20 protein-coding genes and 1 tRNA gene are annotated in these 22,240 nt (G+C 49.6%); 16 read left to right on the plus strand and 5 right to left on the minus strand.

Annotation, left to right across the window (positions count from 1 at the left end):
* Positions 1–125: 125 nt before the first annotated feature.
* From NC856_RS16395 to NC856_RS16405, 3 genes are read left to right on the plus strand one after another with little or no spacing between them, the layout of a single operon-like run.
* The gene (locus NC856_RS16395) at positions 126–740 is read left to right on the plus strand and encodes a methylthioribulose 1-phosphate dehydratase (protein ID WP_264091521.1); all 615 of its coding nucleotides are present in this window, start codon (positions 126–128) and stop codon (positions 738–740) included.
* Positions 737–1,441, plus strand: coding sequence for an acireductone synthase (gene mtnC, locus NC856_RS16400; RefSeq protein ID WP_264091522.1), 705 nt, complete (start codon positions 737–739; stop codon positions 1,439–1,441). Before NC856_RS16395 ends, mtnC begins: the two co-directional genes overlap by 4 nt.
* Entirely contained in the window at positions 1,438–1,983 is a 546-nt protein-coding gene (locus tag NC856_RS16405; RefSeq protein WP_264091523.1) for a 1,2-dihydroxy-3-keto-5-methylthiopentene dioxygenase, read from the plus strand. The genes mtnC and NC856_RS16405 overlap by 4 nt, the downstream gene beginning before the upstream one ends.
* 122 nt (positions 1,984–2,105) lie before the next feature.
* Here the strand turns inward: NC856_RS16405 and mtnA are convergent, their stop codons facing one another.
* Positions 2,106–3,146 carry an S-methyl-5-thioribose-1-phosphate isomerase gene (mtnA, locus tag NC856_RS16410; RefSeq protein ID WP_264091524.1) on the minus strand — a complete coding sequence of 347 codons (1,041 nt, stop codon included), beginning with the start codon at positions 3,144–3,146 and terminating at the stop codon, positions 2,106–2,108.
* 143 nt (positions 3,147–3,289) lie between these two features.
* On the opposite strand from mtnA, the gene mtnK reads away from it, so the two are divergent.
* A complete protein-coding gene (mtnK, locus tag NC856_RS16415; RefSeq protein WP_264091525.1) occupies positions 3,290–4,492 on the plus strand; it encodes an S-methyl-5-thioribose kinase in 1,203 nt (400 codons plus the stop codon).
* A 28-nt stretch (positions 4,493–4,520) separates the two neighbouring features.
* Here mtnK and yajD read toward each other — a convergent pair whose 3' ends face one another.
* Positions 4,521–4,871 carry an HNH nuclease YajD gene (yajD, locus tag NC856_RS16420; RefSeq protein ID WP_264091526.1) on the minus strand — a complete coding sequence of 117 codons (351 nt, stop codon included), beginning with the start codon at positions 4,869–4,871 and terminating at the stop codon, positions 4,521–4,523.
* A gap of 136 nt (positions 4,872–5,007) precedes the next feature.
* Positions 5,008–7,455, minus strand: a complete 2,448-nt coding sequence (fadE, locus tag NC856_RS16425) for an acyl-CoA dehydrogenase FadE (protein ID WP_264091528.1) — start codon at positions 7,453–7,455, stop codon at positions 5,008–5,010.
* A gap of 330 nt (positions 7,456–7,785) precedes the next feature.
* On the opposite strand from fadE, the gene lpcA reads away from it, so the two are divergent.
* On the plus strand, positions 7,786–8,367 hold the full coding sequence (gene lpcA, locus NC856_RS16430; protein ID WP_264091529.1) for a D-sedoheptulose 7-phosphate isomerase: 582 nt from the start codon (positions 7,786–7,788) through the stop codon (positions 8,365–8,367).
* 37 nt (positions 8,368–8,404) lie between these two features.
* On the plus strand, positions 8,405–9,172 hold the full coding sequence (locus NC856_RS16435) for a class II glutamine amidotransferase (protein ID WP_264091530.1): 768 nt from the start codon (positions 8,405–8,407) through the stop codon (positions 9,170–9,172).
* Here NC856_RS16435 and dpaA read toward each other — a convergent pair.
* The gene (dpaA, locus tag NC856_RS16440; protein WP_264091531.1) at positions 9,143–9,871 is read right to left on the minus strand and encodes a peptidoglycan meso-diaminopimelic acid protein amidase; all 729 of its coding nucleotides are present in this window, start codon (positions 9,869–9,871) and stop codon (positions 9,143–9,145) included. The genes NC856_RS16435 and dpaA overlap by 30 nt on opposite strands.
* A 266-nt stretch (positions 9,872–10,137) precedes the next feature.
* Here dpaA and dinB point away from each other — a divergent pair, with 266 nt between their 5' ends.
* The gene (gene dinB / locus NC856_RS16445) at positions 10,138–11,196 is read left to right on the plus strand and encodes a DNA polymerase IV (RefSeq protein WP_264091532.1); all 1,059 of its coding nucleotides are present in this window, start codon (positions 10,138–10,140) and stop codon (positions 11,194–11,196) included.
* 61 nt (positions 11,197–11,257) lie between these two features.
* Here dinB and pepD read toward each other — a convergent pair whose 3' ends face one another.
* Positions 11,258–12,718, minus strand: a complete 1,461-nt coding sequence (gene pepD / locus NC856_RS16450; RefSeq protein WP_264091534.1) for a beta-Ala-His dipeptidase — start codon at positions 12,716–12,718, stop codon at positions 11,258–11,260.
* Positions 12,719–13,060: 342 nt separating this feature from the next.
* Between pepD and gpt the strand changes: the two genes are divergently transcribed.
* The 9 genes from gpt (at position 13,061) to NC856_RS16495 (ending at position 22,028) form a co-directional block, all read left to right on the plus strand.
* Positions 13,061–13,519 carry a xanthine phosphoribosyltransferase gene (gene gpt, locus NC856_RS16455; RefSeq protein WP_113864841.1) on the plus strand — a complete coding sequence of 153 codons (459 nt, stop codon included), beginning with the start codon at positions 13,061–13,063 and terminating at the stop codon, positions 13,517–13,519.
* Between the two features lie 261 nt (positions 13,520–13,780).
* Positions 13,781–15,031 carry an esterase FrsA gene (gene frsA / locus NC856_RS16460; protein WP_264091535.1) on the plus strand — a complete coding sequence of 417 codons (1,251 nt, stop codon included), beginning with the start codon at positions 13,781–13,783 and terminating at the stop codon, positions 15,029–15,031.
* Positions 15,032–15,124: 93 nt separating this feature from the next.
* The gene (crl, locus tag NC856_RS16465) at positions 15,125–15,499 is read left to right on the plus strand and encodes a sigma factor-binding protein Crl (RefSeq protein ID WP_264091536.1); all 375 of its coding nucleotides are present in this window, start codon (positions 15,125–15,127) and stop codon (positions 15,497–15,499) included.
* A gap of 126 nt (positions 15,500–15,625) precedes the next feature.
* Entirely contained in the window at positions 15,626–16,729 is a 1,104-nt protein-coding gene (proB, locus tag NC856_RS16470) for a glutamate 5-kinase (protein ID WP_264091537.1), read from the plus strand.
* 10 nt (positions 16,730–16,739) lie between these two features.
* Positions 16,740–17,993: a glutamate-5-semialdehyde dehydrogenase gene (proA, locus tag NC856_RS16475; protein ID WP_264091538.1), complete on the plus strand. Its 1,254-nt coding sequence runs from the start codon at positions 16,740–16,742 to the stop codon at positions 17,991–17,993.
* A 189-nt stretch (positions 17,994–18,182) separates the two neighbouring features.
* Positions 18,183–18,258: transfer RNA gene (locus NC856_RS16480), tRNA-Thr, on the plus strand.
* Between the two features lie 441 nt (positions 18,259–18,699).
* Entirely contained in the window at positions 18,700–19,638 is a 939-nt protein-coding gene (locus NC856_RS16485) for a retron St85 family RNA-directed DNA polymerase (protein WP_264091539.1), read from the plus strand.
* A gap of 1 nt (position 19,639) precedes the next feature.
* Positions 19,640–21,268, plus strand: coding sequence for a retron Ec78 anti-phage system effector ATPase PtuA (gene ptuA, locus NC856_RS16490; protein ID WP_264091540.1), 1,629 nt, complete (start codon positions 19,640–19,642; stop codon positions 21,266–21,268).
* On the plus strand, positions 21,246–22,028 hold the full coding sequence (locus tag NC856_RS16495; protein WP_264091544.1) for a retron system putative HNH endonuclease: 783 nt from the start codon (positions 21,246–21,248) through the stop codon (positions 22,026–22,028). Before ptuA ends, NC856_RS16495 begins: the two co-directional genes overlap by 23 nt.
* Positions 22,029–22,240: the final 212 nt, after the last annotated feature.

Below are 22,240 nucleotides of genomic sequence, written 5' to 3' on the forward strand. Positions count from 1 at the left end.
TGCCTGACAATATAACACGATGCTAGTATTTGGCAATCAAGACGCTTGGACGTTTAAACGGCTAAATACCGTTAAGTGCTAAGTCATAACCAAAGGGACTAAGTACCCGTTAAACGAGAGGCATGATGACTGAGGATCAGCAACTTACAGCACTGCTTGCCGCCTGTCACTGGATAGGGCAAAAAGGCTGGTGTCCGTCGACCGGGGGCAATATGTCCGTGCGCCTTGATGCGCAACGGTGTCTGATTACCGAATCGGGCAAGGATAAAGGCAGCTTGCGGCAACAGGATTTTCTGCTGGTGGAGATTGCCGCCAATCACGTTCCCAGCGGCCGTACGCCATCGGCGGAAACCGGCCTGCATACGCTGTTATATCGCACTTATCCGCAGGTTGGCGCGGTACTGCACACTCACTCGGTGAATGCGACCGTCCTCTCGCGGGTAGAAAAAAGTGCAGAACTGGTGTTACAGGGCTATGAGATGCAAAAGTCGCTGGCCGGTCAGACAACCCATTTGGCTTCTGTGACGATCCCGATTTTCGATAACGATCAGGATATTGCGGCGCTGGCCGATCGGGTGGCGACGTTCGCCAGACATCAGCCGCTGCGCTACGGTTTTCTGGTGCGCGGCCATGGTCTTTATTGCTGGGGAGAGACGGTGACGGAAGCGCGTCGTCATTTGGAAGGGCTTGAGTTTTTGTTTCAGTGTGAATTACAACGCCGACTGCTGGAGGCCAAATGAGTCAGGTTGACGGCATTAAAGCGATAGTGACGGACATTGAAGGCACCACCAGCGATATTCGTTTTGTACACAACGCGTTGTTTCCTTATGCTCGCGCACGTCTGGCGGATACCGTGCGCCAGCAGCGCGACAATCAGGAGATCGCACAGGCTTTGGCGTTGTTGCGTCAGGAACTGGCTAGGCCCGATGCGGATGAAGAGACATTGATTGCCGCGTTGCATCGGTTTATGGATGAAGATCGCAAATCCACCGCACTCAAGCTGTTGCAAGGCATCATTTGGCGTTCGGGTTATCACCACGGCGATTTTCGTGGACATCTCTACCCGGAAGTGGCCCGGCAACTTGCCGACTGGCATCAGCAAGGCATTGGTCTGTATGTCTATTCGTCGGGTTCGGTTGAAGCGCAGCAACTGCTTTTCGGTTACAGCGAAGCGGGGGATTTACGCCCGTTGTTCCGTGATTATTTTGATACCCGCGTCGGCGCAAAACGTGAAACCGCCGCTTACCACGCCATTGCGCGTTCCATTGGTGTACCGGCGGCGCAGTTACTGTTTCTGTCGGATATTCATCAGGAACTGGATGCCGCAAAAGAAGCGGGCTGGCATACCTGTCAGCTTATTCGTCGTGATGCCGATGACGTGAGCCGTCACCCTCAGGTGGCGAGTTTTGATCAGATCGATTTACAGGAGTATTCCCAATGAGCGCACTGACTATCTTTAGTGACAGCGATGCAAGCCAACCAATTTGGCACAGCCGGGATGGTGAAGCCATCCGTCAGCGACTGGCCGATATCGGCGTGCGTTTTGAACGCTGGCAGGCCAATAAGACGCTGAGCGACGCGCCTTCTGCCGAAGAAGTGCTGGCGGCTTACCAGCATGAGATCGACAAACTGGTAGCTGAAAAAGGTTATCAGAGTTGGGATGTGATCAGTATGCGCGCGGATAACCCGCAGCGTACGGAACTGCGCGCCAAATTTCTGTCTGAGCACACGCACGGCGAAGATGAAGTGCGTTTCTTTGTGGAAGGGGCGGGGTTGTTCTGCCTGCATCTGCAAGGCAGGATTTTCCAGATCTTGTGTGAGAAAAACGATCTGCTGTCCGTGCCGGCAGGCACGGCGCATTGGTTCGACATGGGGCCGGAACCTCACTTCACCGCGATCCGCCTGTTTGATAACCCGGAAGGATGGATCGCGCATTTTACCGGCGATAAGATCGCGGATGCTTACCCGAAATTAGCGGATTAACATATTTATGGGCGCCAGTTTGACTGGCGTTTTTTCCCGCGATGGTATCCGGCTGCTTAACGCCAGAAGCTGAGCCGCATAAAAACCGCATGGGCCAATCTGTCGCATAGCGCGGCGATCAATCACGTTTTCCTCTCACCCAACGCTGAGCGAAATATCCCTTCTTTCACCGCCTGCGGCGTCACCACGCCGGTATCCAATACCCAACCGCTGATAAGTTGCGCTGGCGTGACATCAAACGCCGGGTTGTAGACTGGTGCGTTTTGCGGCGCCCACTGGCAGTTGCCGAAACTGCCAGAGACACCGGTCACTTCCGTTGCGGCGCGTTGCTCAATCGGAATGGCGTGACCGTCCGGGCAGGCCGGATCGTGTGTGGTATGCGGCGCGGCGACGTAGAACGGGATCTGATGATAGTGCGCTAATACCGCCAGACTGTAGGTGCCTATCTTATTGGCGACATCCCCATTGGCGGCAATACGATCCGCGCCAACCCATACGGCATCGACTTTACCTTGCGCCATCAGGCTGGCGGCCATCGAATCGCAAATCAATTGATAAGGGATCGCTAATTCACCCAATTCCCATGCGGTAAGGCGTCCGCCTTGCAGCAATGGCCGGGTTTCATCAACCCATACCTGTTGGATTTTCCCCTGTTGATGCGCGTGCAGCAATACGCCGATCGCCGTGCCGATCCCGGCGGTCGCCAGTCCGCCGGTATTACAGTGAGTCAGCAGCCGACTATTGGGTTTCACCAGCGTAACGCCATGAGCGGCAATCTGTTCGCACAGCGCACGATCTTCCGCCACCAGCCGCAACGCTTCCTGCTCCATGGCGTTGACGAATTGCGGTTGCGCCAGCGCTTGCTTCATGCGGTCCAGATTATTCATCAGATTTACCGCCGTGGGGCGGGCTTTCCGCAATGTTTCCAGCGCCAGCGCCAACTGTGGTCGGGGTAATCCGCCTTCTGCCAGCAGCACCAGCAACAGACTGGCGGATAAGCCAATCAACGGCGCGCCGCGCACGCGTAATGCCTGGATATGTTCCACCAGCGACGCCACATCCGGGCAGGGACACCAGCGTTTCTCCTGTGGCAGCGCCTGTTGGTCGAGGATCCACAATTGATTATCAATAATTTTCAGGCTGGTTGTGTTAAGTGTCTGCATGAGTGGTTAAATCCATGTTGCGTTATTGCACTGATTTTCTTATTCTGCCAATATGCGTGATGGATGTATAGACGTCCGCACGCTTTTATGTCTAAAAAGCTTTTCTCACCATGAGGTGAGCGCACAAGAATAAGGGGTTGGCAATGTCTGTTTACCGCACCTTTACGGCGGATGATGCCGTAGAATATGCCCGCCAGTATGGTGGGGTGAGCGATCCGCACTCGCTGGTCGCCGCCGAGGAAATTGGCGACGGTAATCTGAATCTGGTGTTTAAAATTCGCGATACGCGCGGCGTAAGCCGGGTGATTGTCAAACAGGCGCTCCCGTATGTTCGTTGCGTTGGCGAGTCGTGGCCGTTGACGTTGGATCGCTCGCGCATTGAGGCGGAAACGCTGCTGGCTCATGCGCAATTCTGTCCGCAGCATACGGTGGCGGTATTACATCACGATGCGGAACTGGCGGTGATGGTGCAGGAAGATCTTTCCAATTATCGCATCTGGCGCGGCGAGTTGATTCAAGGGGCCAACTACCCGCAGGCTGCGACTCAATTGGGCGAATATCTGGCGCAGGCGTTGTTCCATCACTCTGATTTTTATCAATCACCTCATGATAAGAAAGCAGCGGTAAGCCGGTTTACCAATCCTGAATTGTGTCAGATCACCGAAGATTTGTTCTTCACCGATCCTTATATTGACCATGAAAGAAATCAGTTTGAGGCCGCGATAACCGCGGATGTACTGGCTTTACGCGATGATCATGCATTGAAGCTGGCGGTTGCCGGACTAAAACATCGCTTTTTGAGCAAGGCCGAAGCATTGCTGCATGGCGATATTCATAGCGGCTCGATATTTGTAGCGGAAGGCCGCCTGAAAGCGATTGACGCCGAGTTCGGTTTCTATGGGCCGATGGGATTTGATGTAGGAACCGCAATCGGCAATTTGTTGCTGAACTATTGCGGCTTGCCGGGCCTGCTGGCGCCGCGTGAAGCGGCAGCCAACCGCGAGCAACGGCTTGCTGATATCTGCGCGCTATGGAATACCTTTGCGGCGCGTTTCCTGTCGCTGAGTGAGCGCCATAGCCGTGAACCTTCGCTGGCGCAGTCGGGCTATGCCGAACTGTTTTTACAACAGGTATGGCAGGATGCCGTCGGTTATTGCGGCACCGAACTGATTCGCCGTACCATTGGACTGGCGCATGTCGCCGATCTTGATAGCATTCAGGATGATGAATCCAGAGCGGAATGTCAGCGTCAGGCGCTGGCGCTGGGGCGGACGCTGATTCTGGCCGCTCCGCATATTGTCAATGTGGAAGCGTTGTTGGCGCGGATACGACAAAGCGGCGCCTAGGATTGATGGCATCGTGTTGGCGAGGTAGCTATTTCTTCCCTTTCGCCAGCATCGCTTTCAGATCGGCAAAAGGATTGTGGGTGGCGAGGCCGATCTCTTTCTGGGCATCCTCGCCAGCTATCACGGTTGAACCGTACATATCCGCGTCAGTATATTTTGAATGCTCATGATCGTGGCAATACAGACACAGCATTTCCCAATTGCTGCCATCTTCCGGGTTATTGCTGTGATCATGATCGATATGATGCACGGTTAATTCACGCAGATTGGAATAAACGAATTCACGCGAGCAGCGACCGCAAACCCACGGAAAGAGTTTGAGGGCTTTTTCACGATAGCCGCTTTCGAGCTTCGCATAGTTTTTCGGGATGTAGGCCATGATGTGGAGTCTTTGGGTCTGAAAAACCGATGGTGTAAGAAGTGGTCATTTTAACCCGGTTGGCACACGGTATAAATGGGTAGATGAAAAAAGGCCGCAATCGCGGCCTTTGACAGGAAGATATTTAAGTGTTCGATCATGCCGCCTCTGTTTTCTTCTGTGGTTCCGGTGCCGACAGCGGCTTGTCTGCAGCCAGTTCATCCGCCGCGAAATCGTCAACGTTAATCGAACGCAGGCGGCTGGCTTCGGCTTTGATCAGGAGGTTGGCTTCCTCCTCCGTGATATTGCCTTCCGTCAATGCCTGCTCTGCCAACTGATCCAATTTCATAAACGGCAGATGTTTACCGCTGGCTTTCGACAAGCGCTGATAGATCGGCTCGGCTGCGATAATGTCTTTCAACGCTTCTTCTAACAAACCAATCGGATTATGTTCACTGGCAGCCAGATATTGCCCACGACCCAGACGACTGCGCGTATCGGATGGTATCTGCAACAGTTTTGCAACTTCATGATCCAGACGGTCGGATGGGGCATCGCACGTGCGACCGAGCGGGAAAATCATAAATGTCAGCAGCCCTGCAATGGCACGATTTGGGAAATTACGTAATAGGTCAACCAAGGCCTGTTCCGCCTGATGGAGACTGTCCTGCACGCCCCAGTGAACCAGCGGCAAATCGGCTTTCTGCCGGCCTTCATCGTCGTAGCGTTTCAGCGTCGCCGAAGCCAGGTAAAGCTGGCTGAGGATATCGCCCAGACGTGCCGAAATACGTTCCCGACGTTTCAGGCTGCCGCCCAGCACCGCCATGGCAATATCCGCCAGCAACGCCAGATTCGCGCTGAGCCGATTCAGACGTTGATAATAATGTCGCGTTTCGTCACTGACCGGCGCCTGACTCAGACGACCGTTGGTCAGCCCTAACCAGAAGCTACGCACCGCACTGCCGCCCACATGCCCGATATGTGCAAACAGCGCACGGTCAAAGCGTGGAATATCCTTATTCCGCGCGGCATCCATCTCTTCAAGCACATACGGATGGCAACGGATCGCGCCCTGACCGAAGATGATCATACTGCGGGTCAGAATATTCGCGCCTTCCACGGTGATGGCAATCGGTGAGCCCTGGTAGCAGCGGGCAAGGAAGTTGGCGGGGCCGAGGCAGATGCCTTTCCCGCCGGCAATATCCATGGCGTCCATCACTGCCCGCTGACCACGCTGGGTACAGTGATATTTCACGATAGCGGACAACACGGCGGGTTTCTCGCTCTGCATAATGCCGCAGGTAATCAGTGTCGCGGCGGCATCCATGACATACGCATTACCGGCGATACGCGCAAGTGGTTCTTCAATCCCTTCCATTTTGCCGATGGACACCTTGAACTGACGACGAATATAGGCATAGGCGCCGATACCCAGCGCGATCGATTTCAGGTTGCCGGTCGAGTTGGAGGGTAGCGTAATGCCGCGTCCGACGGAGAGGCATTCCATCAGCATTCGCCAGCCTTGTCCGGCCATTTTCGGGCCGCCAATGATGTAATCCAGCGGAACGAAAATATTTTCGCCTTGCGTTGGCCCGTTCTGGAAAGGAATGTTTAGCGGGAAATGGCGACGGCCAATCTTCACGCCGACAGTGTCGGTGGGGATCAGCGCACAGGTAATACCCAGATCGTCGGTTTCGCCCAGCAGATGGTCTGGATCGTACAATTTAAAGGCCAGACCAAGCACTGTGGCGACCGGAGCCAGCGTGATATAGCGTTTATTCCAGGTCAGGCGCATTCCCAGCACCTGTTCGCCGTGCCAGTCGCCATAACACACGACGCCGATATCCGGGATTGATCCGGCATCCGAGCCTGCTTCGGGGCTGGTCAGGGCAAAGCAGGGGATTTCCTGGCCCTGCGCCAGACGCGGCAAATAATGATCTTTCTGCTCGTCGGTGCCGTAATGTTGCAACAGTTCACCGGGGCCGAGTGAATTCGGCACACCGACGGTAATCGCCAGAATGCTGGAGACGCCAGCCAGCTTTTGCAGCACCAGCGCTTGCGCATAAGCGGAAAACGCCAGTCCGCCGTACTGCTTTTTGATGATCATGGCGAAGAAGCGGTGCTGCTTGAGAAATGCCCATAATTCCGGCGGCAGATCGGCGCGTTCGTGGGTGATCTCAAAATCGTTGGCCATGCGACAGGCGTCTTCCACCGGGCCGTCAAGAAAGGCTTGTTCTTCAGCGGTCAGCCGCGGCTGCGGGTAGTTGTGCAGTTTTTTCCAGTCTGGGACGCCGCGGAAAAGGTCACCTTCCCACCAGGTGGTGCCCGCATCAATCGCCTCTTTTTCCGTGTTGGACATCGGCGGCATGACCTTCTGGAACAGGCGCAGCGCGGATGCAGAGAACAGCCGACGGCGAAGCGGCAATAGGTTAACGGCGATCAACGCGATAACCAGCGGGATCACTGTCCAGACCGGCCACAGCAGCATGACGGACATGGCGGCGAAGTAGGCAACAAGTATCGCGCTGCTGATAATCAGGCTGATACGGTGATAGAACATGGCACCGATAATAATCAGTAAAAGCAAAATACTGATAGCAACCATAGTGCGTCTCCAGAATTGTCGTCGACTGAAGGAACCTTTTATCCGCATTTGACGCTGTATTTTCAGGCAAAATAGCGGTAGAAAAGGTGACTCAGTCATAAGAGGTCTGACCTGTTTATCTGTATTTGTTGTAGTTTATTTGCTTATTTTTATCAATTTATTTACATCATAATTACAACTTGATTCACAAATTCCGCAACCGCTCAGGGTTTTCTGATTGCCGTCAGCGATCCTGCTGATCGTGCGATTGCGCGCTTCTCGCTGTTTCTTCGATCCGCTACACTGCATGGCAGAATAGAATGATGCCACCCTACATAATGAGAGGATCCCATGTATCAGGACTTAATCCGTAATGAACTGAAAGAAGCGGCATACACGTTGAATAGTTTTTTGAGCGATGATGCGAATATTCAATCAATTCAAAACGCAGCGGTGCTGCTGGCCAATGCGTTTAAAGCGGGGGGGAAAGTCATTTCCTGCGGTAATGGCGGTTCACACTGTGATGCGATGCATTTTGCCGAAGAACTGACAGGCCGTTACCGTGAAAACCGCCCTGGTTATCCGGCTATCGCCATTTCTGATCCCAGCCACCTTTCTTGTGTCAGCAACGATTTCGGCTATGACTTTGTGTTTTCTCGTTATGTTGAATCGCTGGGACGTGAAGGCGATGTGTTGTTGGGCATCTCCACATCGGGCAATTCAGGCAATATCATCAAGGCCATCGCCGCCGCGAAATCCAAAGGCATGAAAGTGATTACGCTGACGGGTAAAGATGGCGGTAAAATGGCGGGAATGGCGGATGTCGAAATCCGCGTCCCTCACTTCGGTTACGCGGATCGTATTCAGGAAATTCATATCAAGGCGATTCATATCCTGATTCAGTTGATTGAAAAAGAGATGGCTGGTAAATAAGCGCAACAAACACGCGGGAGCGGGCAGGAGAGTCAAAATGTGTGAACTGCTTGGGATGAGCGCGAATGTACCGACGGATATCTGTTTCAGTTTTACCGGACTGATTCAGCGTGGCGGTCGCACCGGGCCGCACCGGGATGGTTGGGGCATTACGTTTTATGAAGGGAATGGCTGTCGAACCTTCAAGGATCCGCTGCCAAGCTACAACTCGCCGATTGCCCGGTTAGTGCAGGATTATCCCATCAAGTCTTGCTCGGTGGTGTCACATATTCGGCAAGCCAACCGGGGCGCGGTATCGCTGGAAAACACTCACCCTTTTACCCGCGAGTTATGGGGCAGAAACTGGACGTTTGCCCACAACGGACAGTTGAAAGGGTATCGCTCGTTAAAAACGGGGATGTTTAGGCCAGTGGGACAAACTGACAGCGAGTTTGCTTTCTGTTGGCTGTTGCACCAGCTATCGCAGCGCTATCCCCGGACGCCGGGGAACTGGCCGGGGGTATTCCGTTATATCGCGCAACAGGCGGATGTCTTGCGTCAGAAAGGCGTGTTCAACATGCTGTTGTCGGACGGTCGTTTCGTCATGGGATATTGTTCAACCAAATTGTACTGGATCACGCGGCGGGCGCCATTTGGCAAAGCGACGTTGCTGGATCAGGATGTGGAAATCGATTTTCAGCAACAGACGACGCCGAATGATGTGGTGACGGTGCTGGCAACTCAGCCGCTGACCGGCAATGAAACCTGGCATAAAATCATGCCAGGCGAGTTTGTCTTATTCTGTTTTGGTGAACGCGTAATCTGAGGTTGACTGGCTGGCCATCAGCGGCGGATTAACGACATATTGTCCATTAAATACCGTGACGCTCGGCGGTTGATAGTGCTGATTGAAATATGTGTAACCCGGCTGTAACTGGCGCCAGAAACGGTAATAGGTTGAATTGCGATGGCGCCGCATGTTTTGTTCTGTCATGCGAAACGGATAAATAGCGATATCGATTTTCATCTGACCATTTTGAAACGCGCGTTCGGCGTAATGATAGATTTCTTCCATATACTGGTTGGTCATGGCATAGCAGCCGACGGATACGCATTCGCCGTGGATCATCAGATATTTGCCGGAGTATCCCTGCGACTTATCATACTCGTTGGGAAAACCGATGTTTATCGCCCGGTAATATTGGCTGTCTGGCTTAAGGTGCCGAACGTCAACCTGATAGAATCCTTCAGGACTTTTAAAATCACCTTCGATACGCTTCGGCCCCAACCCGCCCGAATATTTACAAATTGGATAATTATCCAATAAGCGATAACTATTTCCGACTTTGGCATAGAGTTCTAATACTCTCTCTTCCTTAAATATTTGAATATAAATCGGAGAGCCTGATAATTGCTGTTTCAATTCTTTTGCTATGGCTATCGGCGCGAGTTCACTGGCTGCGCTGGTAACAACAATGGCGGGCAAAAAAAACAACATCGCAAAAGATAACGCGATTTTTTGCATTATGGATCCTGATGAAATAAATGCTGTGTTCTTATACGGTGCATTTCGTCCCGTATTCCTATGCCTTTAGGCGAATGAAAAACAAATTCACATTATCATTGCTTTCATTTTAATCAAGCATGAACGGCTTTTTTAATACGTTAAGGCTGAAAATTCGATGAGCAGGAAAGGCATGACGGTTGTGGCAATCCACACTCTGATGGGCTTCATAGCTTGTCTGATTTTTGATTTAACTGTATATTTGTACAGTCTTGTTGGGGGTGTACATGCGGAAAATTATTCATGTGGATATGGATTGCTTCTACGCGGCCATTGAGATGCGTGATAACCCGCGTCTGCGCGATATTCCGCTGGCGATTGGCGGCAGTTCCGAACGCCGTGGCGTAATCAGCACCGCGAATTATCCTGCACGTCGCTATGGCGTGCGTAGCGCGATGGCTACTGCCACGGCATTACGTCTCTGTCCCCATCTGACCTTGCTCTCCGGCAGAATGGAGGTTTACAAGGCCGCGTCCCGCCAGATCCGTGATATTTTCGCTCGCTACACCTCGCTTATTGAACCGCTTTCTCTCGATGAAGCCTATCTGGATGTTACCCACAGCACTCATTGCAATGGTTCCGCGACGCTGATGGCGGAAGAAATCCGGCAGACGATTTTCAGGGAGTTGGGCCTGACCGCATCGGCAGGCGTAGCGCCAATCAAATTCCTCGCTAAAGTCGCTTCCGAGATCAATAAACCCAACGGTCAATATGTGATCCCGCCCGACCAGGTGGATGCCTTTATTTTGCAACTGCCGCTGGAGAAGATCCCCGGCGTCGGTAAGGTCACCGCCAAACGCCTGGAGGAAAAGGGGATGCTGACCTGTGCTGATGTGCGTCGCCATGAACTGGCGCAACTGCTGAAAAGCTTCGGAAAATTTGGCCGTATCCTGTGGGAGCGCTGTCATGGCATTGATGAGCGGCCTGTCTCGCCTGATCGGTTGCGCAAGTCGGTGGGGGTTGAGAAAACGTTGGCGAAAGATATCCATCACTGGCATGAATGCGAAGGGCTGATTGAACAGTTGTATCAGGAACTTGAATTGCGGTTAAAACGGGTGAAACCCGATCTGCATATCGCCCGACAAGGCGTTAAACTGAAATTTGATGATTTTCGGCAAACGACGCAGGAACATGTGTGGCCGGTATTGAACAAACAGGATCTCGTCAGACTGGCGCGACAAACCTGGGAGGAACGGCGGGAGACGCGTGGCGTGCGGTTGGTAGGGTTACATGTCACGCTGCTTGATCCGCAGATTGAACGACAACTGGTGCTGAACTGGGAATAAGCAACCGCCGCTGCCTGCGGCAAAGAGGCGGCCTTTGCAGTCGCCTCTTATCACCTGATGATTACGTGCGTTCAGGAATGGCTTTCAGCAAGGCCGTAAGCAGCTGCCAGTACTGGCCCACGCTGGCGATATGAACTTGCTCGTCGGGTGAGTGCGGACCAGTAATGGTTGGCCCGATAGAAACCATGTCCATATCTGGATAGGGCTTTTTGAACAGGCCGCATTCCAGTCCGGCATGGATCACCATGATGCTCGGCGTTTTATTGAACAGCTTCTGGTATGTTTCGCGCGCCAACTGCATCACTTGTGAGTTTGCATCCGGCTGCCAGCCAGGATAGCCGCCTTTGGGCGAGGTATGCGCGCCCGCCAGTTGTCCCAGCGCAGTGAGCATGCTCACAACGTAGTCTTTGCCGCTATCGACCAGTGAGCGGATCAGACAGACGATTTCTGTTTCCCGCTCGTTCATGGTGACGACGCCGAGATTTAATGAGGTTTCCACTACGCCTTTCACGGCATCACTCATGCGGATCACGCCGTTTGGCATGGCGTTCAGCAATGCCAGCAGCCGATCGCGGCTATCTTTGGTTAGCGCCAGTGCTGGAGTATCACGGGTTTCCACCAGGATGTTCAAATTTTTCTCGACGGCAGCCAGTTCATTTTTCAGCGTAGACAGATATGCCTGCGCTGATGCTTTCAGGTGACCGACGTTAGCTGCCGGCAATGCCAGCGTGACAAAGGATTCGCGAGGAATGGCGTTACGCAGCGTACCGCCGCTCAAATCAAGAAGACGGAGATCCAGTTTTTCCGCCTGTTCAAACAGGAAACGGGCCAGCAATTTGTTGGCGTTACCCAGACCGAGATGAATATCACAGCCGGAATGACCGCCTTTCAAACCTTTGATAGTCAGTTTCAGCGTCTGATAGCCAGCCGGCAGCGCTTCACGCACTAACGGTAAACGGGTAATGAAGTCAATGCCGCCGGCACAGCCCATGTAGATTTCGCCTTCTTCTTCCGAATCGGTGTTGATCAGGATTTCACCTTGCAGCCAGTTCGGTTGCAGGCCAAAAGCGCCATCCATACCGGATTCTTCGGTCATGGTTAGCAGAACTTCCAGCGGACCGTGTTTGACGCTGCTATCCGCCAGCACCGCCAACGCCGACGCCATACCGATGCCATTGTCGGCGCCCAGCGTGGTGCCGCGGGCTTTTACCCATTCGCCATCAATGTATGGTTGGATGGGATCGGTGGTGAAATCATGCACGGTGTCATTGTTTTTCTGCGGCACCATGTCCAGGTGCGCCTGTAGCACCACCGGTTTGCGATTTTCCATACCCGCGGTAGCCGCTTTGCGCAACAGGATATTGCCAACCTGATCGCGTTCGGCATGGATGCCTTTTTCTTTCGCCCACTCAAGGATGTGTGCCGCCAGCGCTTCTTCATGGTAAGACGGATGAGGAATAGAACAGATCTTGGCAAAAATGTCCCACAACGGTTGCGGGGCAAGTTGAGACAATTCAGACACTTTTTGCGTCTCCTTTATCAGCGAGCCTGTTTTCGGCGTCTGGTGTTCAGGCGCGACAGGTGGAAGGTTAATCACGATCAGCCATCCGATATGGCGTGTCGCGACAGAATATCACTTTCTGCCGGGCGCGGGGAAAATTGGCGACGCGCTTACCGCCTCCCCTTTTTGTACTGACGTAACGCTGAATTTTGATTTGGACAGCATGGATAGTGCGAAAACCTGATTCTCAGGCTGAGAAATACTGGTTTTTATGGCTTTGGATATCTATAATCTCGCGCAACCTTTTTTCCCCCTCAGACTCAAATTAAGCCAATTACCTTCGATTCGGCTGGGATATATTTTATGAGCGAAAAGTACGTCGTAACCTGGGATATGTTGCAAATCCAGGCCCGCAAACTGGCACAGCGTTTACTGCCTGCCGAACAATGGAAAGGCATCATTGCCGTTAGCCGCGGCGGGTTGGTTCCCGCTGCGCTGCTGGCGCGTGAACTGGGGATTCGTCACGTTGATACCGTTTGCATTTCCAGCTATGACCATGATAACCAGCGCGAAATGAAAGTGCTCAAGCGTGCAGAGGGTGATGGCGAAGGTTTTATCGTTGTCGATGATCTGGTTGATACCGGCGGTACGGCCAAAGCGATTCGCGATATGTACCCCAAAGCGCGTTTTGTCACCATTTTCGCTAAACCTGCGGGCAAACCGCTGGTTGACGACTATATCGTCGATATCCCGCAGGATACTTGGATCGAACAGCCGTGGGACATGGGCGTGGTGTTTGTGCCGCCGTTGTCTGGCCGTTAATCGCTATTTATTGTTTGTTTTAATGCCCGGTTCCGCCGGGCATTGTTGTTTATGAAGATTATTGTTTATGTGACTGTCGAATTGTTGAATGCATCATGCATGAGACAACGGGGACGCTTTGAGTGGCGTGCATTTCTGCGCTGCGCTGTTTGTCTTCATCACCATGAGTCCGTTACACTCGGTGTGTATTAATTCTGGTATTGTTAATACGGTAAAGGTCTGTTGGTCCGCTAACGGCGGTTTACATTAATGGAGGTCGCTTTGGCGCAAGCTAATCTGTCTGAAACCCTCTTCAAACCCTCGTTTAAACACGCGGAAACTTCCACGCTAGTCAGGCGGACGCGTCATACATCGGAAGCGTTGGGTGTGCATTACACGCTGGAAGGCGAGAATACCCGTAACTGGTATCGAATGATCAACCGGTTGATGTGGATCTGGCGCGGCGTCGAACCGTGGGATATTGAAGCGGTATTGGCGCGTATCGCCGTGAGCAATGAGAAAAGAAGCAGCGAACATTTGCTGGATACCGTGATTGGTTACCGTAGCGGCAACTGGATTTATGAGTGGGCTAAGCAGGGCGCAAATTGGCAGCAGCAAGCCATGGACGGAACCGATTGCGCGCAAAACGGCCAATACTGGCTGAACGCCGCCAATCTCTACAGCATTGCGGCTTATCCGTATATTAAAGGCGATGAACTGGCTGAGCAGGCGCAGACCCTGGCTAACCGTGCTTATGAAGAAGCGGCGAAATATCTTCCTTATGAGTTAAAAGAGCTCACTTTTCCAATTCAGGGAGGCGGATCACTGACCGGCTTCCTGCATTTACCTCAGCAAGGCGAAGCGCCTTTCCCGACCATTCTGGTGTGCGGCAGTCTGGATACGCTGCAAAGCGATTATTATCGCCTGTTTCGTGATTACCTGGCGCCAGCGGGTATGGCGATGTTGACCATCGATGTTCCCTCTGTAGGATTTTCGTCTCGCTGGAAGCTGGATCAGGATTCGAGTTTCCTGCATCAACAGGTTTTACGGGCGTTACCGGATGTGCCCTGGGTTGATCATTGTCGCGTCGGCGCGTTTGGTTTTCGCTTCGGCGCCAATATCGCGGTGCGCCTCGCCTATCTCGAATCGCAGCGTTTACGCGCGGTCGCCTGTCTGGGACCGGTGGTACATCACTTACTGTGTGATACGCAGCGCCAGCAACAGGTGCCGGATATGTTTATGGATGTGCTGGCCAGTCGGCTGGGGATGCCATTCTCTACCGATATGGCATTGAAAACGGAACTGGGGCGCTATTCCCTGAAAACGCAAGGATTGCTGGGCCGCCGTTGTCCCACGCCCATGCTGGCCGGATACTGGGATAATGATGTGGTGAGTCCGAAGGAAGAGGCTGCCTTGATCGTCAACTCGTCCGTGCGGGGGAAATTGTTGCCGGTTAATTTTTCACCGGTCTATCAAAACTTTCATCGGGCATTGCAGGAGATCAGCAACTGGCTGGGCAAACAATTAAGTTAGTGCATGCGATTGTCTTTGCAGCATTATTTCGCCAGTGAGTTGATAAATTGCCATTCTCTGCTAAAAAGAAGATTCAACCTGAGGAGATTGCTGATGATGTTACCGAGTGGACACCCGAAAAGCAGGCTCATGAAGAACTTTGCATCGTTGGGACCCTACTTGCGTGAAGGGCAGTGCGAACACCAACATTTTTTCTTCGATTGTCTGGCCGTTTGCGTCAACGTCAAGCCTGCGCCTGAGAAACGGGAGTTCTGGGGCTGGTGGTTGACTCTGGAAGATCAGGGGCATGTTTTTACCTATGACTACCATTTTGGTCTGTATGATAAAAGCGGCAACTGGTGTGAAGAGAAAATCAAAGATAAAGAGGTGATGGCTCAACTTGAAAAAACCAAACAAGCATTCCATGTTCGTCTGGAAAAATTGCTAAAATCGTTGGAACCCGCCTGTGCATTAACCGCACGACCGTGATATTTCCCATTTGATCCCCGATTTTATTCACAGGTTTTCGCGTTGAGCCTGTTGGCATAACGCGTCTGTCCTGTTACAACGTTTCCCTGATTTGTCTTTTTTATGACGACTAACGGTAGAAAAATTATGAGCGGCAGCCAGACCTTGGTTGTGAAACTTGGCACCAGCGTGTTGACAGGCGGTTCACGCCGTCTTAATCGCGCCCATATTGTTGAATTGGTTCGTCAATGCGCGCAGCAACATGCGGCGGGGCACAAAATTGTGATTGTCACGTCAGGGGCAATTGCCGCCGGTCGTGAGCATTTGGGCTACCCTGAGCTACCCGCAACCATTGCGACCAAACAACTGCTGGCAGCCGTGGGGCAAAGCCGCCTGATCCAACTCTGGGAACAGCTATTTTCCATTTATGGTATCCACATCGGACAGATGTTGCTGACCCGTGCGGATCTGGAGGATCGCGAACGCTTTCTGAACGCGCGTGACACCATGCGGGCGCTGTTGGATAACCACATTGTCCCCGTCATCAATGAAAATGATGCGGTGGCGACAGCTGAAATCAAAGTCGGCGATAATGATAACCTTTCCGCGTTGGCCGCCATTCTCGCTGATGCGGATAAATTGCTGCTGTTGACCGATCAGGCCGGGCTGTTTACCGCCGATCCGCGTAAAAATCCGGCGGCGGAATTGATCCGTGAAGTAACCGGCATTAACGATGCGTTGCGCAGCATTGCGGGCGATAGTGTATCGGGACTGGGCACCGGAGGCATGTCGACCAAGCTTCAGGCGGCGGATGTGGCTTGCCGCGCGGGGATCGATGTCGTGATTGCCGCAGGCGGCAAGCCGGGAGTGATTGGGGATGTGATTGCCGACGTTTCTGTCGGCACGCGTTTTCATGCGCTGGAAGCGCCATTGGAAAGACGCAAACGCTGGATCTTCGGCGCGCCGCCAGCTGGTGAGATCACCGTGGATGATGGCGCATTGTCAGCCATTCTCGAACGTGGCAGTTCATTGTTGCCCAAAGGTATCCGCGATGTGACGGGGAATTTCTCCCGTGGTGAAGTTATCCGTATTCGCAGCCTGATGGGGCGCGATATAGCCCATGCGGTCACCCGCTATAACAGTGATGCGCTACGTATGATTGCCGGGCATCACTCCCAGCAGATTGACGATATTCTCGGTTATGAATACGGCCCGGTGGCGGTTCATCGGGACGACATGATTATCAATTAAGGAGCAAGCCATGCTTGAACAGATGGGCAAAGCGGCAAAAGCGGCGTCTTATCAGTTAGCGGTGCTGAGCACGGCTGAAAAAGATCGCGCGTTGCTGATGATAGCGGATTTGCTCGAAGAGGAGAGCGCGATAATACTGGCCGCCAACGAACTGGATCTGGCCGATGCGCGACAGAACGGCATGAGCGACGCACTACAGGATCGGTTGCTGCTGACGCCCGCGCGTCTGACGGCTATCGCCAACGACGTACGCCAGGTGTGCCGCTTAACCGATCCGGTCGGGCAAATCATTGATGGCGGCATGCTGGATAACGGCCTCAAGCTGGAGCGTCGGCGTGTACCCCTCGGCGTGGTTGGCGTGATTTATGAAGCGCGGCCCAACGTAACGATTGATGTGGCTTCCCTGTGCCTGAAAACAGGTAATGCGGTCATTCTACGCGGTGGTAAAGAGACTTATCGCACCAATGCGGCGACGGTAAAAGTCATTCAACAGGCGCTGGCACAATGCGGCCTGCCTGCCGCCGCGGTTCAGGCGATTGAAAGTCCCGATCGCGAACTGGTGAATCAGTTACTCAGACTGGATCGTTATGTGGACATGCTCATTCCTCGCGGCGGCGCGGGCCTGCATAAACTGTGCCGTGAGCAATCGACCATTCCGGTGATTACCGGGGGCATCGGGGTATGTCACATCTACGCGGACGAAAGCATTGATTTCGACAAAGCGCTGACGGTAATCGAGAACGCCAAAGTTCAGCGCCCCAGCGCCTGTAACAGTTTGGAAACCCTGCTGGTTCAGCAAAGCATTGCCGCCACCTTCCTGCCGGCACTGAGCAGGAAAATGGCGCAGGCTGGCGTGACGCTACATGCCAGTACATCGGCGATGCCATATCTGAGCGACGGACCGGCGAAGGTGGTTACGGTGGAAGACGCTGACTATGATGACGAATGGCTTTCCAACGACCTGAATGTCACGCTGGTGGACGATCTGGAACAGGCTATCGCCCATATTCGCCAGCATGGTACGCAGCACTCGGATGCAATTCTGACGCGCTCCCTGAGCAATGCGGAACGCTTCGTTCAGGCAGTGGATTCCTCGGCGGTGTATGTCAATGCCAGCACTCGCTTTACCGACGGCGGACAGTTTGGTCTAGGCGCGGAAGTCGCGGTCAGCACGCAGAAACTGCATGCTCGCGGCCCGATGGGATTAGAAGCGCTAACCACCTACAAATGGATTGGTTACGGCGAGGATCTGGTGCGTCCATAACCGCTCTTTTAAATCTGAAAGTTATAGGATCCTCTGTTATTAGCTTGGAAAATTATCAGAGGATCCTTATCGAGCTCAAGACGATTATAAAACCATCAGACGATAGCCAAACGCTTGACTTGATGTGTCGTTTTCACTAGTTTGTCACCCCGTAGCCCACGTCTGGCGTTCGCCACGACGAGTCTTAAGGCCGATATAGCTCAGTTGGTAGAGCAGCGCATTCGTAATGCGAAGGTCGTAGGTTCGACTCCTATTATCGGCACCATCTTTTATCGTAAAATCATCAAGTTACTATTGCAGTGTTTTGCTTTGTTCAACACTAATGTGCAATTTTGCGCGTTGTAGGTGTGGCAAAATTGTGGCAACAATAATTGTTTAATTTAGCACTACAAAGCGAAAGCCTGTATGAGTTCAATATTTGAAATTTCGTGGAAGAAGGCGTAAAATGCCAATGCTCTTTAGCGTATTATGGATTTACCACCTGATTGGTCAAATCTAGTTGGGCGTTGCGCCAAACTCTAATTTATTGATTACATTTACAGTTGCGGAACAAACTTTTTGAGCCGCAATCCAGTAGGTTGCGGATCAAAAAGTTTGTTCCGCGGCTTCAAGTAAAGAGCCTGGACCTTGGGATGGACAGGGAACTTAGAGCTCCTTGTTCATCTCTTGGTACTAGTTATTGATTGGTAAACGGAACAAGCTGGTAATGAGCATCGACATTGAAACGACACTTCAAAAAGCTTACCCCGATTTTGACGTACTTTTAAAATCAAGACCAGCGACACACTACAAAGTATACAAAATTCCAAAGCGTACAATTGGCTATCGTATCATAGCTCAACCCACGTCACGAGTAAAAGCAATACAAAGGGATATAATTGAAATACTCAAACAACATACTCATATTCACGATGCCGCCACAGCGTATGTTGATGGGAAGAATATATTAGATAACGCCAAGATACATCAAAACTCAGTTTATTTATTAAAGCTGGATTTGGTCAATTTTTTTAATAAAATAACACCGGAACTTTTATTCAAGGCATTAGCTAGAAAAAAATTAGATATTTCAGACACCAATAAAAATTTATTAAAACAATTTTGTTTTTGGAATAGAACAAAAAGAAAAAATGGTGCATTAGTTTTAAGTGTAGGAGCACCAAGCTCTCCTTTTATATCGAATATCGTTATGAGTAGCTTCGATGAAGAGATAAGCTCTTTTTGCTTATCAAATAAAATAAATTATTCAAGATATGCTGATGATTTAACTTTTTCAACAAATGAAAGAGATGTTTTAGGATTGGTACATCAAAAGGTAAAATTAACCTTGCTTTATTTTTTTGGCTCACGGATTATAATTAACAATAACAAAATTGTATATTCATCAAAAGCTCATAACCGTCATGTCACTGGAGTAACTTTAACTAATAATAATAAGTTATCAATAGGAAGGGAAAGAAAACGATACATTGCTTCTTTAGTATTCAAGTTTAAAGAAGGCAAGCTTTCTAGTGTTGATATTAATCACCTTAGAGGCTTAATCGGTTTTGCTCATAATATTGAGCCAACGTTCATTGAAAGACTTGAAAAAAAATATGGAAAATCAACAATAGAGTCTATCAAGAAATATTCTGAAGGAGGATAAAATGGAACAGAACTTACCGACTAGAATAACTAAATTAATTAAAAAATCGGAAAGTGGTGATTTTGCAACTTCTTATCAACTTTATAAGATATTTGGCTCAAATGAGTACGGGGTTGAGCCTGATGAGAAAATGTCTAATTACTTTAAAGAGTTATCAGCAAAACAGCTAGAAGGTGGTCAACTGAGAGTTGCTGCTATTCGTTTGGAAAACTATAAAGGGTTTGAGTCCCTTATAATGAATTTTTCCCTGAAAAAAAACTCTACAATTTTAGTAGGAAATAATGGCTGTGGGAAGTCGACGATTCTCGATGCAATTCAGAAGGGAATGACGCATCTCTCCTCAAGACTATCTACTCGCTCACATAATGGCGATAGTATTGAAAAGCATGAGTTAAAAAAAGGTCAAAACTATGCTTCGATCGTAATAAATTACGACTATATGGGAGTATCCTTCCCTATGACCATAGCTATGACCGAACCTGGTTATGAGGATAGAGCAAAAAGTAACTATAGCGGAATTAATGAGTTAGGTAATATTTTCAAAACAGCCAATTCAATAAATCAAAATACTTCATTTCCTTTAATTGCAATGTATACAGTTGAAAGAGCTAATGATGTTTCAACTAAAGACATTGAGAATTCAGCAGAAATTAAAGAAGCTCAAATCTGGGATAAATTCAAAGCATATAATAAGAGCCTGACAGGGAAGGCTGATTTTAAATTATTCTTTAGATGGTTTAAAGAACTTATAGAAATTGAAAATTCTGATAATGCTGATATAACAGCATTAAGGGCAGAAATTCGAGCTAAAGAAAAGGATTTAGACAATCCATTATTAAAAGCTCTACTAGCAGAAAATAAAGATTCTCAAACTACTAAAAAGTTGCTAGAAGATCATAACAACACTCTAAAGATTTTAAAGGATAAATTAAATAGCTATTATTCAATCAATAGTAAAACATTACATACGGTTGAAGATGCAATTTATTCTTTCCTCCCGGGATTTAGTAACCTTAAACTTCAAAGAGCTCCTCTTGATCTGATTGTGGATAAAGAGAATGTTTCTCTAAGTGTTTTGCAATTATCGCAAGGTGAAAAATCCATTTTAGCATTAATTGCTGATATTGCTCGTAGATTGACATTGTTAAACCCTAATAGCGTCAATCCGTTAAATGGCACTGGAGTTGTGTTAATTGATGAAATAGATCTTCACTTACACCCATCATGGCAGCAAAATATTATTCCGCGACTTGAGAGAACTTTTAAAAATATTCAGTTTATAGTTACAACTCATAGTCCTCAGGTTTGTCATACTATTGATAGCCAAAACATATGGTTATTAAAGAATGGCCAAAAGTTTAAGGCACCGAAAGGAGTTAGAGGAGCAATATCTTCTTGGGTATTGGAGAATTTGTTTGAGGTTGCTCAAAGGCCGCCAGATGATAAGTACACCAAACTCTTACAAGAATATAAAGATTTAGTATATTCAGAAGAATATGCTAGCGATTACACAAGAAAGCTAGGTGCTACTTTATCCCAACATTTCGGTCCGGATGATGAAACCTTAGTAGAGTTAAAGCTTGAAATTGAAAAAAGAATTTGGGAGGATGACTTTGAAAAGGATCAATAAAACTTCGGAGGATCAATTCTTTAGCAACTTCAAAGCTCAAAATCCAAATGGAACTTGGGATGATTTTAGGAATCATGAACAAGGTGTTTTGTATAAGAGGCTCAAGCAACATATTTGCATTGATCAAATGTACCTTTGTGCGTATTGTGAGATAGATTTAGATTGTGAAAATGAACATGAAATAAAAGTGGAGCATTTCAAATCCAAATCTGGTTCACTCCCAGGTGGTATTAATTGGCATTTAGAATGGTCTAATCTCTTAGCTGTATGTCTAGGTGGTACAAATGAAGGTGATGATTATCAATTACCGGTGAACCTTAGTTGCGATTCATATAAATCTCATTATGAAGACAAAAATAAAATTATTGACAAAGACTGGACAGGGAAAATTCTCCTTCCCCTCACGCTTCCAGATGCGCATAATTTATTTATTTTTGACAAAGGTACAGGTAAATTGCTACCTAATGAACCATACTGTAATAGCATTAGCATAGATGGGAAGCCTGCTGCAGAAACACTCGACATTGTTAATAAAACAATAGAGGTTTTAAATTTAAATTGTAGCAGACTAAATAACGCTAGAATGAAATTGCTATTTCTCTTCAATAAGTGTGCACGAGAAAAAGATTTAAGAAAAATGCATAAGTTACTGATACAATGGAGTCAAGGTAAACCTAAGTTTTTTCAGACGACACGAGATATAATTATTCGTGAAAGCAGAATTTGCCAAGGATTATTGGACGGAACGATAAAATATTAACAGTAGAGGGACATGCGCAGATTCCATTTATTGTTATTCTAAATGATAATGATTTAAATATTTTGCGCATGATTTCTATTCTCATCAAAGAATATTTTTACGCTGCATCCAATTATTATAGTTATTATGTAGGTTTGTAGTCCCCCCTGAATTTAGTCTTACCGCTTAATAGAGTTCTCTGGTTAAAATACAACCAACGGAGGCTCATCATG

The sequence above is a fragment of the Brenneria izbisi genome, from assembly GCF_025840185.1.
Lineage (GTDB): Bacteria > Pseudomonadota > Gammaproteobacteria > Enterobacterales > Enterobacteriaceae > Brenneria > Brenneria izbisi.

What these genes read in the sequence shown, in the direction of transcription:
- proA (WP_264091538.1), top strand. Translation starts at nt 16,740, where the DNA reads ATGCTTGAACAGATGGGCAAAGCGGCAAAAGCGGCGTCTTATCAGTTA.
- NC856_RS16395 (WP_264091521.1), top strand. Translation starts at nt 126, where the DNA reads ATGACTGAGGATCAGCAACTTACAGCACTGCTTGCCGCCTGTCACTGG.
- mtnK (WP_264091525.1), top strand. Translation starts at nt 3,290, where the DNA reads ATGTCTGTTTACCGCACCTTTACGGCGGATGATGCCGTAGAATATGCC.
- lpcA (WP_264091529.1), top strand. Translation starts at nt 7,786, where the DNA reads ATGTATCAGGACTTAATCCGTAATGAACTGAAAGAAGCGGCATACACG.
- NC856_RS16405 (WP_264091523.1), top strand. Translation starts at nt 1,438, where the DNA reads ATGAGCGCACTGACTATCTTTAGTGACAGCGATGCAAGCCAACCAATT.
- dinB (WP_264091532.1), top strand. Translation starts at nt 10,138, where the DNA reads ATGCGGAAAATTATTCATGTGGATATGGATTGCTTCTACGCGGCCATT.
- mtnC (WP_264091522.1), top strand. Translation starts at nt 737, where the DNA reads ATGAGTCAGGTTGACGGCATTAAAGCGATAGTGACGGACATTGAAGGC.
- mtnA (WP_264091524.1), bottom strand. Translation starts at nt 3,146, where the DNA reads ATGCAGACACTTAACACAACCAGCCTGAAAATTATTGATAATCAATTG.
- fadE (WP_264091528.1), bottom strand. Translation starts at nt 7,455, where the DNA reads ATGGTTGCTATCAGTATTTTGCTTTTACTGATTATTATCGGTGCCATG.
- dpaA (WP_264091531.1), bottom strand. Translation starts at nt 9,871, where the DNA reads ATGCAAAAAATCGCGTTATCTTTTGCGATGTTGTTTTTTTTGCCCGCC.
- ptuA (WP_264091540.1), top strand. Translation starts at nt 19,640, where the DNA reads ATGGAACAGAACTTACCGACTAGAATAACTAAATTAATTAAAAAATCG.
- NC856_RS16485 (WP_264091539.1), top strand. Translation starts at nt 18,700, where the DNA reads ATGAGCATCGACATTGAAACGACACTTCAAAAAGCTTACCCCGATTTT.
- proB (WP_264091537.1), top strand. Translation starts at nt 15,626, where the DNA reads ATGAGCGGCAGCCAGACCTTGGTTGTGAAACTTGGCACCAGCGTGTTG.
- crl (WP_264091536.1), top strand. Translation starts at nt 15,125, where the DNA reads ATGATGTTACCGAGTGGACACCCGAAAAGCAGGCTCATGAAGAACTTT.
- gpt (WP_113864841.1), top strand. Translation starts at nt 13,061, where the DNA reads ATGAGCGAAAAGTACGTCGTAACCTGGGATATGTTGCAAATCCAGGCC.
- NC856_RS16435 (WP_264091530.1), top strand. Translation starts at nt 8,405, where the DNA reads ATGTGTGAACTGCTTGGGATGAGCGCGAATGTACCGACGGATATCTGT.
- yajD (WP_264091526.1), bottom strand. Translation starts at nt 4,871, where the DNA reads ATGGCCTACATCCCGAAAAACTATGCGAAGCTCGAAAGCGGCTATCGT.
- NC856_RS16495 (WP_264091544.1), top strand. Translation starts at nt 21,246, where the DNA reads ATGACTTTGAAAAGGATCAATAAAACTTCGGAGGATCAATTCTTTAGC.